Below are 15217 nucleotides of genomic sequence, written 5' to 3' on the forward strand. Positions count from 1 at the left end.
TGGTATTACATGCTTTTAAAAAGGACATATACCGAATGCGTTAACCGATATGAAAACTAAAAAAGCTATATCGCCGCTGTTAGTGGCCTTCGCCTTCTTTAACATCTATGTGGTGTGGGGTTCTACCTATCTTGCAGTGATATACGGCTTGCAGAGTTTCCCGCCGTTTATTTTAATTAGCCTGCGATACCTTACTGCGGGGTTACTGTTGCTTGTATGGTGCAAAATAAAAGGAGAAAACTTACCCGAAAGAAGAGCGCTACTGCGCCATGCTTTGGCCGGTACGCTGATGCTGGTAGGCGGTACCGGCGTTATAGCCTGGGCCGAGCAATACATCAGTTCGGGACAGGCGGCTATATTGGTGGCCACCGAGCCTTTGATGCTTTTGGTGATTGACCGTAAACGCTGGACGGAATACTTCTCTAACAAATTCATCGTTAGCGGGCTTATCATCGGCTTTATAGGCATCTTTTTGTTTATGAAACTGGGCGTTGCTCAAATACACCCCTCACCAATGGCCATTGTAGCATCGGTGGCCATATTATTTGGTGCTTTGTTATGGATAATCGGCTCGCTCATTGTAAAGGGTAGTGAGGGAAAAAGCTCTACCGTAATGAATGCCAGTGTGCAATTATTGGCGGCGGGCGTTGCAGCTGCGGTAGTAGCGTTTTGCAAAAGCGAGCAAATTGGATTTTCGTTCAATAAAGTGAAGGGCGAAGCCTGGGGAGGTTTACTATTCCTTATCGTAATGGGTTCGCTCATCGCCTATCAATCTTTTGTGTGGCTACTCAGCATCAAGCCACCCGCAATAATAAGCACGCATACTTATGTAAACCCGGTGGTGGCCGTGTTTTTAGGCTGGCTGTTTATTCACGAAGAGGTGAACACCGCCCAGCTTTTAAGCCTGTTTATTATATTAGCTGGGATACTACTGGTGAATGTGCCGGGGTATTTAAAGCGGAATAAGACGCAGGAAGTTTTATAATACTTAATTTAGGCGCCATTAACACCCATAATACCGATACTATGCAATACCCCACCGAAAACCCCTGGAAGATTACCGGAGAACAAAACGTTTATGATAACCCCTGGATAAACGTTACCGAATATCAGGTACTCAACCCATCGGGCAATCCGGGCATTTATGGTAAGGTGCATTTCAAGAACGTTGCTATAGGCGTTATCCCGCTGGATGCAGATATGAACACCTACCTGGTAGGGCAATACCGTTTTGTACTGAACCAGTATTGCTGGGAAATACCCGAGGGCGGCGGCCCTGAGGGCACAGACCCATTAGAATCGGCCAAGCGAGAATTGCTGGAAGAAACCGGCCTCAAAGCCAGCGAGTGGACCGAGATACTGCAGATGCACCTCTCCAATTCGGTAAGCGATGAGCTGAGCATTATTTACCTGGCCCGCGGGCTGGAGCAGCACGAGGCTGAACCCGAAGACACCGAACAATTACTGGTAAACAAAGTGCCTTTTGATGAGGTTTACCGCATGGTAAACGTCGGCGAAATAACCGATTCTGTAACCGTGGGCGCTGTGCTTAAAATAAAGCTGATGCAATTAGAGAACAGATTATAAGCCAAAGCTTTATCATTTTCTCAAAAAAATATACCTTTGAGGCGTTAATGAAAAAGTTTTTAGGCTATTTCTTGTCCCCGCTTGCTACTATTGCATTTTTGCTGATGCTGGTTATCTTCCAGCCCATACAATGGATGTGTTATAACTGGGGCGGCTACAAAGTACACAAGCGCTCAGTTGATATCCTCAACTTCTTTTTGGTTGGCACCTACTATATTTTGTTCAACCCGGTTAAATTTACCAATAAGCAAAACCTGCCGCTTAGTCGTTCTATCATTTTTATAGCCAACCACCAAAGCGATTTTGATATTCCGCCGATGATTTACTTCCTGCGGAAGTACCATGCCAAGTTTATATCCAAAGTGGAGTTAACCAAAGGCATCCCCTCTATATCCTACAACCTTAAAGTTGGCGGCGGTGCCAATATCGACAGGAAAGACGCACGCCAATCCATTACTGAGCTGGTAAAATTCGGTATCCGGATGAAGGAGAACAAGTGGAGCGCGATGATATTCCCGGAAGGTACGCGCTCTAAGGATGGCAAGGTGAAAACCTTCCAGTCGGCAGGTGTGGCTGCGCTGTTGAAGAAGTGCCCCGATGCCTTACTGGTACCTGTTGCCATCAAAGATTCGTGGAAGATGCGCCGCTACGGCCTGTACCCGCTTAACACCTTCACCCCTATGAGCTGGACGGTACTGGAACCCATAGAACCCGGTAAAACGCCAGTAGACGAACTGGTAAAACAAATAGAAGAGAGAATAAGAGCGGTGGTTGATTAGTAGGTTTGGAGCAGCGGCTGCTTTGTCAAAATACCTGGTTTTCGGCCCAAGAAAAACGGCTTCTTCCAAAAAATCGCTCCGGTTTCCGCTATAAATTTCCAGGAAAATCCAATTTTCAAATGCAGTTTTTTCACTGCTCTACTACCGTTCAGTAATCTGGAATACGATGGATTTTTACAATCAAAAAAGGGATAGCTTTTGGCCATCCCTTTCAGTTATCTAAACAAAATCGTTTAAGCCAGTTTGCGCTTCACTTCTACGTTTTCGTATGCTTCTACTATATCGCCTACTTCGATGTTGTTGTAGTTGTTGATGTTCAAACCACACTCGTAGCCGGTTAAAACTTCCTTCACATCGTCTTTGAAACGTTTCAACGAAGCCAGTTCGCCGGTGTGTACTACCACTCCATCACGGATGATACGGATCTTGCTGTTACGGGTGATCTTACCATCCAACACCATACAACCCGCAATGGTACCAACCTTGCTGATCTTGAACACATCGCGGATCTCCACGTTCGCAACAATCTTCTCTTCGAAGGTTGGCGCAAGCATGCCTTCCATAGCTGCCTTAATCTCGTTGATAGCATCGTAGATGATGGAGTACAAGCGGATATCGATCTGCTCTGCCTCGGCCAGTTTACGCGCACTTCCCGAAGGACGTACCTGGAAACCGATGATGATTGCATCTGATGCAGATGCCAGCAATACGTCGCTTTCTGATATCTGCCCAACTGCCTTAGAGATGATGTTCACCTGTATCTGCTCGGTAGATAGTTTCAGTAACGAATCTGACAGTGCCTCGATAGAACCATCCACATCGCCCTTAACAATAATGTTAAGTTCTTTAAAGTTACCAACTGCCAAACGGCGGCCAATTTCATCAAGGGTGATGTGTTTCTGCGTACGTAAGCCCTGTTCGCGTTGTAATTGTAAACGCTTGTTGGCAATTTCGCGTGCTTCCACTTCACTTTCCAGCGAGTTGAACCTGTCGCCCGCGGTTGGTGCGCCCTGCATACCCAATACCTGTACCGGGGTAGAAGGACCTGCCGAAGTTACACGTTGGCCACGCTCGTTGGTTAATGCTTTTACACGTCCGCTGTAGCAACCGGCCAGTATCGGGTCGCCCACTTTTAGGCGACCGGCCTGTACCAATACAGTAGTAACAATACCACGGCCTTTATCCAGGGCCGATTCTATTACAGTACCCACGGCACGTTTGTTAGGGTTGGCTTTAAGCTCAAGCAATTCTGCTTCAAGCAACACTTTCTCTAACAAGAGCTCAATATTTAAGCCTGTTTTGGCAGATATTTCCTGGGTTTGGTATTTACCGCCCCATTCTTCTACCAGTATATTCATGGCCGATAACTGCTCACGGATTTTGTCTGAGTTGGCACCCGGCCTGTCGATCTTATTGAACGCGAAGATGATTGGTGCACCTGCAGCCTGCGCGTGGTTTATAGCCTCGCGCGTTTGCGGCATCACACTATCGTCTGCCGCTATCACAATGATAACGATATCCGTTACCTGCGCACCCCTGGCACGCATGGCGGTAAACGCCTCGTGGCCCGGTGTATCCAGGAAGGTGATCTTTTTATCATCGGGCAAGGTTACCTCGTAAGCACCAATGTGCTGGGTTATACCACCCGCTTCACCACCGATTACATTTGTTTTGCGGATAAAATCGAGCAATGATGTTTTACCGTGGTCAACGTGGCCCATGATGGTTACAATAGGCGCACGTGGCACCAACTGATCCGGCTCGTCTGGCGTATCTAAGTTCGCTTCTTCGTCCTGTGGTTTTACAAACTCTACCTGGAAACCAAACTCATCAGCAACTATGCTTAAAGTTTCGGCATCCAAACGCTGGTTGATGGATACAAACATCCCCAAACTCATACAAGTAGAGATAATTTGTGTAACGGATACATCCATCATGATAGCTAACTCATTTGCCGTAACAAACTCAGTAACTCTCAATACTTTAGATTGTGCATCCTGCTCCATTGCCAGTTCTTCGGCACTTGCAGCAACATCATCGCGTTTTTGGCGGCGGAATTTGGCGCGCTGCGCGAATTTACCCGATTTACCGGCCCCGCTCAAACGAGCAAGTGTAGCCTTGATCTGGTCTTGTATATCTTTTTCTGTTGGTTCTTCCTTAGGCCCGGTGCTTGGTGGCGCATTGCGGTTACCCCCACCCCTAAAATCGGGACGGTTGCCTGGCCCGCCTCCCGGAGGAGCTGTTGGCCGGTTACGGAAATCGGGGCGATTAGGGTTAATAGGCCCGCTTGGCGGTGCCTGTTGCCCTGTATTGTTGCCACCGCCGCCTTGTGCATCTTTACGTTTACGTTTGCGTTTGTGATCTGCTGCGTTACCCGCCGCGTTTGATGACGAAGCCACCGGCCCGCCACGCTTAGGCGTGTTGTTTACAGGCAGTTGTATTTTGCCAATAATTTTTGGCCCGCTAAGGCGCTCGGCGCTTGCGCGGATAACATCATCGCCTTCTTCTGCGGGTGCTGCTGCTGTTGGTTCAGGCTCTGCAACTACAGGAGCCGGCGCAGGTGCAACCGGTGCTACTGGCTTAGGTGCCTCTGCAACTGGTTCAGGTGCTTTTGGTGCCTCAACTACCGGTTTTGGTGCCTCAACAACTACGGCTGCCGGCTTAGGTGCCTCTGCAACTGGTTCGGGTGCTTTTGGCGCCTCAACTACAGGTTTTGGTACCTCAACAACAGGCTTTGGTACCTCAACAACAACTGCCGGCTTAGGTGCCTCTGCAACAGGTTCGGGTGCTTTCGGCGGCTCGGGCGCTTTTGGCGCTTCTACTACCGGCTTGGCACCCAGGTTGTTCAGGTCAATTTTGCCCACTACCGTAACCCCAGGCAAGCCTGTGGTGCTGCGGTCTTCGGGCTTTGGCTGTACCGGTTCGGCAGGTTTTGGCTTCTCGGCCTGCGGCGAAGAAAAATGCCCGGTATTTTTGATCAGTATCTCCTCGTTGTCGAAATCTCTCGAACGACGGCTTTCCACAGGTCTTTCGGGAGCCGCAGTTGGCTCTTCTTTCCTGATTTTGCCGATGCTGATCTGCTTGGCCTCTTCCTTAATAATTTTGTCGACTGCAAATTCCTTCAACAAGGTAGTGTACATGTCGTTATCCAGCTTGGCCATAGGGTGCTTATCCACCTTGTAGCCTTTAGTAGCTAAGAAATCGACAAGGGTACCCATACCGATGTTCAGTTCTTTTACTGCCTTTATTAATTTTATTGATTTGTCTTCTGACATTTATTATTATTTCTCTGCTCTAATTATCGCAAAAATACGATTTTAATTTTGCTTATTATGTTTATTCAAACTCTGCCTGCAGAATTGATAACACATCTTTTACGGTTTCTTCCTCTAAATCGGTACGTTTTACCAATTCGCCTACAGAAAGTGCCAGTACCGATTTTGCCGTATCTAAGCCTATGCGCTTAAATTCGTCCAGTATCCAACTATCAATCTCATCCGAGAATTCTTCAATATCCACATCCTCGTCGTGTTCATCAGCCTCGCGGTAAACGTCTATTTCGTATCCTGTCAATTTACCTGCCAATTTTATGTTATGGCCACCACGACCTATCGCTAACGATACCTGATCGGGCTTTAAGTACACCGCTGCGGTTTTCTTTTCATCATCTAATTTAATAGAAGTGATTTTAGCCGGCGATAAAGCACGCTGTATGTACAACTGCAGGTTGTTGGTATAGTTGATCACGTCGATATTCTCGTTCTTCAGTTCGCGTACGATACCGTGAATACGTGATCCTTTCATACCTACGCAGGCACCAACCGGATCGATACGATCATCGTAACTTTCTACGGCAACTTTTGCACGCTCGCCCGGCTCACGCACGATTTTCTTGATGGTGATCAAACCGTCGAATATCTCCGGTACTTCCATCTCAAACAAACGCTGTAAAAACTCAGGTGCGGTACGCGATATGATGATCTTGGGGTTGCTGTTCAGCATATCCACCTTGCTGATGATAGCACGTACGCTATCACCTTTTTTGAAGTAATCGGCAGGTATCTGTTCGGTTTTAGGTAATAAAAGCTCGTTGCCTTCATCATCCAACACCAAAGTCTCTTTTTTCCAAACCTGATAAACCTCGCCGGTTACAATTTCGCCAACGCGGTCTTTATATTTCTTGAAGATCTCGTCTTTCTCTAATTCTAAAATCTTAGATACCAATGTTTGGCGTGCGGCTAAAATAGCGCGGCGGCCAAAGCTTTCTAAAGTAATCTGCTCAATTTGCTCATCGCCAACTTCTAAATCGGCATCAAATGCTTTAGCTTCCAGCAATTCAACCTCCAGGTCGTCATCTTCGCTAAAACCATCTTCAACCACAACACGCGTGCGCCATATCTCCAAGTCACCATTATCGGTGTTTACAATTACGTCGCAGTTTTCGTCGGTACCGTATTTTTTTCTGATCATGCTCCTGAAAACGTCTTCCAGTACGCTCATCATGGTAGGGCGATCGATGTTCTTGAAATCTTTAAATTCCTGAAAAGAATCAATTAAATTAATATTGCTCATTTTCTTACTTGAATGATATTAAAACTTTTGTTTCTGTTATATTATCTGTAGGGATGGTGCTTTCAACAGTCACAGCCTTTTTCCCTTTTTCTTTTATTATTTCTTCTATCGTGATATCGCCCTCGCCAACGCTCAGTAATTTACCTTCGCGCTTGGTACCACCGGCCATTTTAATCTCCAGCGTGCGTCCAATATTTTTGGTGTACTGCCTTGGCAAGGTAAGCGGCGTATCAATACCCGGCGAAGATACTTCTAAATTGTAGGCCTCTTCTATCACGTTCTCTTCCTCCAGGTGGAAACCCACGTGCCTGCTGATGGCTGCGCAATCGGCAATGCCTATGCCGTTATCCCCATCTACCAACACAATCAGCTTTCCATTGGAGTGCATCTTTACCTCTACCAAAAACAAATTCGGCATATCGGCAATCTTCTCTTCAACCAGCTCTGTTACTCTCTTTTCAATATTCATTATCGGATAGTTATATCTTGATGATAAATTTGATCGATAAAATAAAAGAGGGGACTAAAGCCCCCTCTTTTTTTAATTCGGATACAAATGTACGAATTTTTTTCTATTCCAAATGCTTATTGCTTAAAAATCAAATCGGTAAACTGGGTTTGCCCGGGGCGAAGCTGTCCGCGCAGGTAATCAGTAGCCTTTTTCCCTTTATCGAAATGGTACCAACGCACAAAATACGCCTGCTCTTTTACAAAAGGAGTATCTGGCGTAAAAATCACCACGCTATCGGCCAGCTGGTATTTGCCGGGTTGTATAGGTTGGTAGCTCATCATATCGGTATCGGCAGGCATGCGGTAAACAGGCACCAGCGTTTGCCAGCCGTTGCCTAGGGTGTCGCGGCTTATCTCGCCGGCTACGGCAGGGTCGAGACCTTTTAATAGAAGAGATTGTTTGTTGGGCGTTAATGATATGCTGATGGTATTATGCTGCGGTTTTGGGCTGCAGGAGAAGAGGAAAAGGAGGAGGGCTAGAAGAAATCTTTTCATTGGCTGAATGGAATTAACTCTAATTCCAACAATTCAAAATGCTTATCGGTAGTAAACAATGGGAGGTTGTACGCGAGGCTTGACGCAGCTATCCAAATGTCATTTTCAGGGATTGGCTTACCCCTGCGTTTTAAATCAGTTTTGAGCCTTCCATAAATCGTCGCGGTATAAGTATCGACACCAATAACAAAACAACTACTTAAAAACAATTGGACTTGGTTGATGTGCTTTTGTGGATCCAAAGATGAATATGCCCCATGATACAACTCGCCGATTGCAATATCATTAACATATAGCTCGTCGAATGTTTCTAATCTGTCGCGTACCTGCTTGTTATTCTTAAAAGAATGAATAATAACGCTCGTGTCTAAAAGGCACTTACTTCCAGTCATCTTCATTTATTTGCTCGCATCCTTCTTCAATATTCCTTTCAAATGCATCGAGCTCTTCGGAGCTTAAAACATTAACAAAATTGCCGATGGTGTTTTTGGGGCCATGATTAGAAGCGGCGAGTATTTTTTCAATCTCCCTTAAAACAATTTCATTGTTCTCCTTTATTAAAGATTCAATTAGATGTAATTTTTTAACCTCTGTAGATATCATAACAATGAGTTCTTATACAAAGATATTATATAATTCCTTAAGTAGTATCTGACGCTAGTCAAGCTTGACAAATCCGTTAATCCCCCCCTCACAACCATACGGTAAACGCACATTCCCTCCATATATTTTACCTAAAAATTTATAGTTCTCTTTCAAATAAAAAACAAAAAGCTGCTTATATATTTCGTCATAAGCTCAGCACTAAACCAACCGCCCCCCTTACTTCGGCAACCTCTCTTTCAGCAACCTAAACCTGTACCGAAGCCATATCTTCAACCCGAAGTTTTTTAGGATGAGGCCTGACTTATCCCGCTCGAATGCGGCGACGATAGCATGCGATGATAGACCGTCATGGCTGTGGTCGGCAATGATGTAATCCCATTCCCCGGTGATATGCCACAATGCCCGCATCCAGGCACTTTAATTGAAAGGATTGGTTATTGGGCGTTATGGATATGCTGATGGTATTGTGCTGCGGTTTTGGGCTGCAGGAGAAGAGGAAAAGGAGGAGGAGGAGAACTACAAGAAATCTTTTCATAATTGGCGTACTTGTCTTTATGCAAAATTAAACAGAAATTCGACAGCGAAATCAAGCAGGTAACCTTATAGCTACCAAGCTAAACTAAATGAAGGACGTTAAGCTTAAACCGGAACATATTTTAAGGCTTATACTCCGATAGGCGGTTGCATAGCACCTGCCTATAATTACAGTTGACGGCATGCCCGTAATTTGATGCATTGTGAACAAACAATCAACGAGTTAGAAGCGGCTGGTAATTTTTTCCGGAACATAAAGCGATGATTATTAACGACCCTTTAAACAATGAATAATACAGATTTTTTATGGCGAAGAAAAATATAATAAGTAAACTCTACTTAAAATATAGCGATAAAAAAGCCTACAAGCTGTATAAACAAGAACTGGTAAACTTAAAACACGCCCGGTTTGAAGCCGAATTAAAAAGCAGCACATCCTTAATTGGTCCACAAAAAATAAAAGCATTTGCACTGGTAAATAAATGCATCGATTTTAATCACAGCGGCAATGCGGGCGACATTATTTACGCCTTAGCTACGTTGAAACGCATACACCAGATAGCAGGCATCCCTTTAAACCTTTATCTTAAATTAAACAGGCCATCAACCATATCACCCGATCTGGTGCATCCGTTGGGCAATGTGATGCTGAATGCCAGGATGGTTCAAATGCTTATTCCATTAATACAATCGCAGCCTTACATCAATATTTGCGATGTAAACAACAATGTTAAAGTAGACATTGATCTGGATTTTTTCAGGGCCAGTATTATACCGCAGGATAGAGGAAATATTGCGCATTGGTGTGGTTACACCACCGGGATTACTCCCAGGCTTTGGCAAAGCTGGCTAACCGTAGATGCGAATAAAAATTATGGCGATGATATAGTAGTTGCCCGTAGCGAACGGTATAGGAATAGTATGATAGATTATTCTTTTTTAAGCAGGTACGATAAAATTAAGTTCATCGGGGTTGAATCGGAGTTTAAAGATATTCAAAAAGCTATCCCGCATATCCAATGGGTACAAGTAAATGATTTTTTGCAAATGGCGCAAATAATTGCCGGGTGTAAATTTTTCATTGGTAACCAGTCGTTCCCGTATTCACTTGCCGAAGCGCTAAAGGTAAAACGTATTTTGGAGGTTTGTGTAGAAGTTATAAATGTTGTGCCCGAAGGAGACGTTGGTTACGATTTTATTTTCCAGGAACACTTTGAAGCACTGGTTCAGGAGTTGGATGCCGGTTCATGAGGCTGCTTGTATCAATTAACGTTAAAACCGCGTTCTATAACCTTATCTATAATTAAGCTAACTTTGTAGCCTATCCTATTTTTAATGAAGACCTATTTTCGTCTGCTTTCTTTTGCCAAACCAATCGGGAAATTTGCTGTACCGTATATTATTTGCACCATCCTATACGTAGTTTTCAGCACGTCGGTAATTGTACTGATAGGGCCGTTGCTAAATACATTGTTCCATATCGGAACCGATGCCGCCGCATTAAAACCTACAGGCAAACCATCCCTGTTCGATTTCTCCGGCTATTTCAACTACTACCTCGACTACTTTTTGCACACTTACGATAAGTGGACCGCCCTTAAATTTGTGTGCGTGGTGTTGGTTGTTTCGGTGTTTTTAGGTAATTTCTTCCGTTATCTTGCGCAACGTATTATGGAAAACCTGCGGGTTTATACGCTGCATAACCTGCGCAAAGCTGTGTTTGAAAATGTGATGAACATGCACATGGCTTATTTTAATAACGAGCGCAAAGGCGATATCATTACCAAAGTAGCATCAGATGTGCAGGTGGTACAATTTTCGGTAACGGCTACATTGCAGGTGGTTTTTAAAGAACCGATGCAGCTCATCGGGTTTTTATATGTTTTGTTTCGATACTCCGTAAACCTTACGCTTATCTCGTTAATCGTGCTGCCGCTTTCGGGCTTTATTATATCGCGTATTGTAAAGCGTTTAAAAGCACAAGCTATATCCGGGCAGGAGACTTATAGCACTATGATTAGTTATTTGGACGAGGCCCTATCCGGTATTAAAATTGTAAAGGCCTTTAACGCTACCGATTTTGTTAAAGAGCGTTTCGAGAACGAGAACACCACCTATTCGAGGATTACTAAATCGATAGCCAAGCGCCAGCAGATGGCCTCGCCCGTATCGGAGGCACTGTCTATCACCATGGTGGCTTTTATATTGCTTTATGGGGGCTATCGGGTATTCAATAATACGTCAGAACTTTCTCCGGGCGATTTCGTGGCCTATATAGCCGTTTTCTCGCAACTGATGCGTCCCGCCAAGGCTATTACAGATTCGTTCAGTAATATCCACTCGGGCATAGCAGCCGGCGAGCGTGTATTGGATTTAATAGATGAGAAGCCTGAAATTACCGATGCTAAAAACGCCGTCGCATTAACTGGTTTTGAAGATGCTATCCGTTTCGAAAATGTAACTTTCGCCTACCAGGAGAGACAAGTTTTATCTAACGTAAATATTACCATCCCCAAAGGGAAATCGGTGGCACTGGTTGGCCCATCGGGCGGCGGAAAATCCACCATGATGGATCTGATACCCCGCTTTATGGACCCACAAGAAGGCTGTATTACGGTAGATGGCGAAGATATCAAACACGTAACTGCCTATTCTTTACGCGCCCTAATGGGCGTGGTAAACCAGGAATCGCTACTGTTTAACGATACCATTTATAACAATATCGCCTTCGGTAAAAAAGATGTAAAGCCCGAAGAGGTAGAGGCCGCTGCCCGCATTGCCAACGCCCATAACTTTATTTTGGAAACCGATAAGGGCTACGATACCAATGTAGGCGACAGAGGCGCTAAACTCTCGGGCGGGCAACGGCAGCGTATTTGCATAGCCCGCGCCGTGTTGAGCAACCCACCAATAATGCTGTTAGACGAGGCTACATCTGCTCTGGATACCGAATCGGAAAAGCTGGTACAGGATGCCTTGAATAACCTGATGAAAAATCGCACATCGCTTATTATTGCCCATCGTTTAAGTACTATCCAAAATGCCGATATGATAATTGTACTGGAAAGCGGAAAGGTTGTAGAACAAGGCAATCACCAGGAATTGATGGCCAATAACGGCTTATACCGCAAGTTGATTGATATGCAAACCTTTAACGAAAATTAGGACGATAACGGTTATGACACAGGGAACCCAAAAAGTAGCCGTTGTTATTCCATTTTATCGCGATACCATTTCGGCATTTGAACAAATAGCCCTGGAGCAATGCTATAATGTACTTGCTGCATATCCCATAGTCGCGATAAAACCAAAAAGCCTTTTACTACCGGCGGCTTTGCAGGGCTTTAACTTTACAAACACCATAAATTTTGAGGATAAATACTTTGATGGGATAAAAGGATACAATACCCTGATGCTCTCCGCTGATTTTTATGAGACCTTCCTCGGTTATGAGTACATCCTTGTATACCAGTTGGATGCCTTTGTATTTAAAGATGAACTGGCCGACTGGTGCAGCCGCAATTACGACTACATTGGCGCACCCTGGTTAAAACGAAAAACCTACGGCCCGCTAAAGGATAAATTTTACGCATTTAAATATTACCTGCACACCCGCTTTGATTTAAAAAAAGATGGGATACCTACTACCGAGCAGTTTTATAACCGGGTTGGCAATGGTGGTTTCTCTTTAAGACGCGTAAAAAAGTTTCATGATTTAAGTGTGCTTTTGCGCGACGAAGCTTTGCATTACCTCCGCCAGAACAACCATCGCTTTAACGAGGATGCTTTTTGGAGCATTGCCGTAAACCGCCGGCAAAAGAGTCTGCATATACCCCACTATAAGGTTGCTGCGGGATTTTCGGTAGAGTTTGAACCCGACCGGGCATGGCAAATAAACAAAGGTAATTTACCCTTTGGATGCCATGCCTGGGATTTATACCTGGATTACTGGCGACCTGTTTTTAAGCAATATGGCTACGATATTTGAGTAGCAACGCGCATGGCGCCAAATCAAGACAGCTATGGCGTGGGATAATAACTTTAGGCCATATTTCGCCTACGCTTTAAAACGTACTTTATAAATATGTAGTAATTGAGCTTGAAGAAGAGTTTACCGTAGCTATTAAAAAATTGGTTATTCCGCCACAATACGTTGTATGCAACCTGCATAGGGAAGCCAAATTGTATTAGCTGTTCAATAAAATGTTTGAAGGTCGACTTTTCGCCGCTCATCAATAATTCAGGTGCATGCTCCCCAACAGATAGTGGTAGTTTAGAATGCCATTTTTCAGAAAATTTTAGGTTATCTGCCATCCATGCCTGATCGTATCTACCTTCTGATAAATGCTTAATTAAAATTTCAAAGGTAACAGCCACAGTATAACTTTGAGCAACAGACATGGAGAAATCTACATCGTAAACGTGAAAGCCCTTAAAAGTGTCCTGATCGAATTTAATAGCCGATGCTATTGTTTTAGTAGTGGTTAACCAAACGCCGTCTACACAGGCAACCTTAGCCAGCTTCTCTTTTTTGGGATTCAAGTAATGAAGGGCATCGTCTGCTTTTTTAAATTTATGGGCTTGAATAATGTTCTGATATACCGTTTTGGGGCCTATGCCTGCCCAGGCAGATGGTGTTAAGGGGCGGTAATTGCTTCCTGCCACCCCCACTAAACCTAACTTGGGGTCTTTAAAAAGGCGCACCAATGTTTTGCCCCAATCTTGCGTACTGATAACAATATCCTCATGAACAAAGCATAAAAGTTCGTACCGGGCGTATGCTACGCTGTCATTGTAAACTTCACAGATGCCTTTTGTACTATTCCTGTTATCGGTAGCGATTATTTCAAAAGGTATGCCAATAGTAGCGCTGATGTTTTCTTTTACAGCTGCTAAAAGCACGGGATCGATAGAGCATATTATTATTGAAATCATAAATAAACAGAGCTTTACTTTAGGAAAAAGCAACCAAATACCCGCGTTTAAGCAAATATAGCAATATATCCTTAAGGTTTTACCTATACGCAAAAAGCTGTAGGATCGCTACAGCTTTTTACGTGTAATATTGTTTCTCAACTTTTACTGAAACTTAAACCCTAAGCCAATCTGGAAAACCTGGTTGCGGTAATCGGGGATGGCCGAGTTATTGTCGCCACGGTTTTGGTTAAAATCGAGCGCATAGCGGAAACGAAGTTCGGCATTGCGGTTAAGGTCGAAACCTACGCCGATAAGGCCCGATAGGTAACTTTTATCGCGCAGGCCATCGTAATTGTCGCGGTAGATGGTGCTGAAGCCATCATCATAAGTGTTGCGTGTTGAGGTCTGAAACGTCAACTGCGGACCAACCACAATGTTGAAGCCGCGCGTTACGCGCAGTTTGGCCAATAGCGGGATATCGATAAAATTGGTGCGCTGGCGAAAGGTGCCATCGGGTGTTTCGGCCTTATAGCCTTTTTGCGAAAACAAAATCTCCGGCGCGAAAGAAAGCGGGTAAGCAATAGGCACCTCAAAGGTTAAGCCCACGTGCGCACCGGCCACGCTGCTGGTGCTGAAATCGGCGTTGTAGGCATCAACCGTGTTGCTGATGTTGAGGCCGCCCGCAATACCTATTTTGGGTTTGTACCAATCATCCTGCTGGCGGTAGTGCTGGGGCTGCTGCTGCCTGGGCAAATGCCTTACTACGCGGCGCGGGTAACGGCGGGGGCCATCCTGCGCATTGGCCGAAGCTGCTATGGTAAGCAGTCCGATAGCTAAAAAGAGTAATTTTTTCATAGTTGAATTGCTTTGATTGCCCAAGATCCGGGGGCATTATCCCCGGCTTCGGCATATATTGATGATTTTTTATATCCTATAGAGGGATTATTTTCGTCAAGGTTTATTTTGTGTTGCGAGAAAATAACGGCATATCGGTTTTGTGCCGTTTTGTTTACAAGAGAGGGGTAAACGGGTTTCAAAACCTGGAGCGTTTGAAACATGGCGGTCATGTCCGCGTCACGAGTCGACTCACCCCCAGCCCCTTATATGTTTGTTTTTTTGAAAGATTTATCAATTTTGATGCTAAGGAGGGATCCCCCCTGGCACTAAGATGCCGACAGAGAGTTTCTCCTCCATCAAGTTGAGTTCGGGGTATAACT

At 44.7% G+C, this 15217-nt stretch carries 15 protein-coding genes; 6 read left to right on the top strand and 9 right to left on the bottom strand.

The features are described from left to right. Positions 1–49 precede the first annotated feature (49 nt). From E2R66_RS24765 to E2R66_RS24775, 3 genes are read left to right on the top strand one after another with little or no spacing between them, the layout of a single operon-like run. A complete protein-coding gene (locus tag E2R66_RS24765) occupies positions 50–985 on the top strand; it encodes an EamA family transporter (protein ID WP_133235957.1) in 936 nt (311 codons plus the stop codon). Positions 986–1026: 41 nt separating this feature from the next. Further along, the gene (locus tag E2R66_RS24770; RefSeq protein WP_133235955.1) at positions 1027–1587 is read left to right on the top strand and encodes an NUDIX domain-containing protein; all 561 of its coding nucleotides are present in this window, start codon (positions 1027–1029) and stop codon (positions 1585–1587) included. A gap of 47 nt (positions 1588–1634) precedes the next feature. Continuing rightward, positions 1635–2366 (top strand): lysophospholipid acyltransferase family protein, encoded by a 732-nt coding sequence (locus tag E2R66_RS24775; protein WP_133235953.1) that lies wholly within the window; start codon positions 1635–1637, stop codon positions 2364–2366. Between the two features lie 233 nt (positions 2367–2599). Here the strand turns inward: E2R66_RS24775 and infB are convergent, their stop codons facing one another. The 7 genes from infB to E2R66_RS24810 all read right to left on the bottom strand — a co-directional run bounded on the left by infB (position 2600) and on the right by E2R66_RS24810 (position 8957). After that, positions 2600–5641 carry a translation initiation factor IF-2 gene (gene infB, locus E2R66_RS24780; RefSeq protein WP_133235952.1) on the bottom strand — a complete coding sequence of 1014 codons (3042 nt, stop codon included), beginning with the start codon at positions 5639–5641 and terminating at the stop codon, positions 2600–2602. A 61-nt stretch (positions 5642–5702) separates the two neighbouring features. Then, complete coding sequence (nusA, locus tag E2R66_RS24785; RefSeq protein ID WP_133235950.1) at positions 5703–6938, bottom strand: transcription termination factor NusA; 1236 nt, start codon at positions 6936–6938, stop codon at positions 5703–5705. A 4-nt stretch (positions 6939–6942) separates the two neighbouring features. Beyond that, complete coding sequence (rimP, locus tag E2R66_RS24790) at positions 6943–7407, bottom strand: ribosome assembly cofactor RimP (protein ID WP_133235948.1); 465 nt, start codon at positions 7405–7407, stop codon at positions 6943–6945. Between the two features lie 116 nt (positions 7408–7523). Further along, positions 7524–7943, bottom strand: coding sequence for a hypothetical protein (locus E2R66_RS24795; protein WP_133235946.1), 420 nt, complete (start codon positions 7941–7943; stop codon positions 7524–7526). Beyond that, positions 7940–8335 carry a type II toxin-antitoxin system VapC family toxin gene (locus E2R66_RS24800; protein WP_158288502.1) on the bottom strand — a complete coding sequence of 132 codons (396 nt, stop codon included), beginning with the start codon at positions 8333–8335 and terminating at the stop codon, positions 7940–7942. Before E2R66_RS24800 ends, E2R66_RS24795 begins: the two co-directional genes overlap by 4 nt. Then, on the bottom strand, positions 8322–8546 hold the full coding sequence (locus tag E2R66_RS24805) for a hypothetical protein (RefSeq protein WP_133235942.1): 225 nt from the start codon (positions 8544–8546) through the stop codon (positions 8322–8324). Before E2R66_RS24805 ends, E2R66_RS24800 begins: the two co-directional genes overlap by 14 nt. A gap of 219 nt (positions 8547–8765) precedes the next feature. Continuing rightward, positions 8766–8957, bottom strand: a complete 192-nt coding sequence (locus tag E2R66_RS24810; protein WP_133235940.1) for a hypothetical protein — start codon at positions 8955–8957, stop codon at positions 8766–8768. Positions 8958–9389: 432 nt separating this feature from the next. Here E2R66_RS24810 and E2R66_RS24815 point away from each other — a divergent pair, with 432 nt between their 5' ends. The 3 genes from E2R66_RS24815 (at position 9390) to E2R66_RS24825 (ending at position 13071) form a co-directional block, all read left to right on the top strand. Next, a complete protein-coding gene (locus E2R66_RS24815) occupies positions 9390–10334 on the top strand; it encodes a hypothetical protein (protein WP_133235938.1) in 945 nt (314 codons plus the stop codon). Positions 10335–10418: 84 nt separating this feature from the next. Continuing rightward, a complete protein-coding gene (locus E2R66_RS24820; protein WP_133235936.1) occupies positions 10419–12248 on the top strand; it encodes an ABC transporter ATP-binding protein in 1830 nt (609 codons plus the stop codon). Between the two features lie 13 nt (positions 12249–12261). Then, positions 12262–13071: a DUF5672 family protein gene (locus E2R66_RS24825; RefSeq protein WP_133235934.1), complete on the top strand. Its 810-nt coding sequence runs from the start codon at positions 12262–12264 to the stop codon at positions 13069–13071. A gap of 53 nt (positions 13072–13124) precedes the next feature. On the opposite strand, the gene E2R66_RS24830 is transcribed toward E2R66_RS24825, so the two are convergent. After that, positions 13125–14018, bottom strand: coding sequence for a glycosyltransferase (locus E2R66_RS24830; protein WP_133235932.1), 894 nt, complete (start codon positions 14016–14018; stop codon positions 13125–13127). 144 nt (positions 14019–14162) lie between these two features. Beyond that, positions 14163–14855 carry a porin family protein gene (locus tag E2R66_RS24835; protein ID WP_133235930.1) on the bottom strand — a complete coding sequence of 231 codons (693 nt, stop codon included), beginning with the start codon at positions 14853–14855 and terminating at the stop codon, positions 14163–14165. Positions 14856–15217 lie beyond the last annotated feature (362 nt).

The organism is Mucilaginibacter psychrotolerans, from assembly GCF_004519315.1.
Classification (GTDB): domain Bacteria; phylum Bacteroidota; class Bacteroidia; order Sphingobacteriales; family Sphingobacteriaceae; genus Mucilaginibacter; species Mucilaginibacter psychrotolerans.

Bases quoted from the DNA above. Each gene is read 5' to 3' on its own strand.
- nusA (WP_133235950.1), bottom strand. From the start codon at position 6,938: ATGAGCAATATTAATTTAATTGATTCTTTTCAGGAATTTAAAGATTTC.
- rimP (WP_133235948.1), bottom strand. From the start codon at position 7,407: ATGAATATTGAAAAGAGAGTAACAGAGCTGGTTGAAGAGAAGATTGCC.
- E2R66_RS24830 (WP_133235932.1), bottom strand. From the start codon at position 14,018: ATGATTTCAATAATAATATGCTCTATCGATCCCGTGCTTTTAGCAGCT.
- E2R66_RS24800 (WP_158288502.1), bottom strand. From the start codon at position 8,335: ATGACTGGAAGTAAGTGCCTTTTAGACACGAGCGTTATTATTCATTCT.
- E2R66_RS24805 (WP_133235942.1), bottom strand. From the start codon at position 8,546: ATGATATCTACAGAGGTTAAAAAATTACATCTAATTGAATCTTTAATA.
- E2R66_RS24775 (WP_133235953.1), top strand. From the start codon at position 1,635: ATGAAAAAGTTTTTAGGCTATTTCTTGTCCCCGCTTGCTACTATTGCA.
- E2R66_RS24835 (WP_133235930.1), bottom strand. From the start codon at position 14,855: ATGAAAAAATTACTCTTTTTAGCTATCGGACTGCTTACCATAGCAGCT.
- E2R66_RS24825 (WP_133235934.1), top strand. From the start codon at position 12,262: ATGACACAGGGAACCCAAAAAGTAGCCGTTGTTATTCCATTTTATCGC.
- E2R66_RS24765 (WP_133235957.1), top strand. From the start codon at position 50: ATGAAAACTAAAAAAGCTATATCGCCGCTGTTAGTGGCCTTCGCCTTC.
- E2R66_RS24770 (WP_133235955.1), top strand. From the start codon at position 1,027: ATGCAATACCCCACCGAAAACCCCTGGAAGATTACCGGAGAACAAAAC.
- E2R66_RS24810 (WP_133235940.1), bottom strand. From the start codon at position 8,957: ATGCGGGCATTGTGGCATATCACCGGGGAATGGGATTACATCATTGCC.
- infB (WP_133235952.1), bottom strand. From the start codon at position 5,641: ATGTCAGAAGACAAATCAATAAAATTAATAAAGGCAGTAAAAGAACTG.
- E2R66_RS24820 (WP_133235936.1), top strand. From the start codon at position 10,419: ATGAAGACCTATTTTCGTCTGCTTTCTTTTGCCAAACCAATCGGGAAA.
- E2R66_RS24815 (WP_133235938.1), top strand. From the start codon at position 9,390: ATGGCGAAGAAAAATATAATAAGTAAACTCTACTTAAAATATAGCGAT.
- E2R66_RS24795 (WP_133235946.1), bottom strand. From the start codon at position 7,943: ATGAAAAGATTTCTTCTAGCCCTCCTCCTTTTCCTCTTCTCCTGCAGC.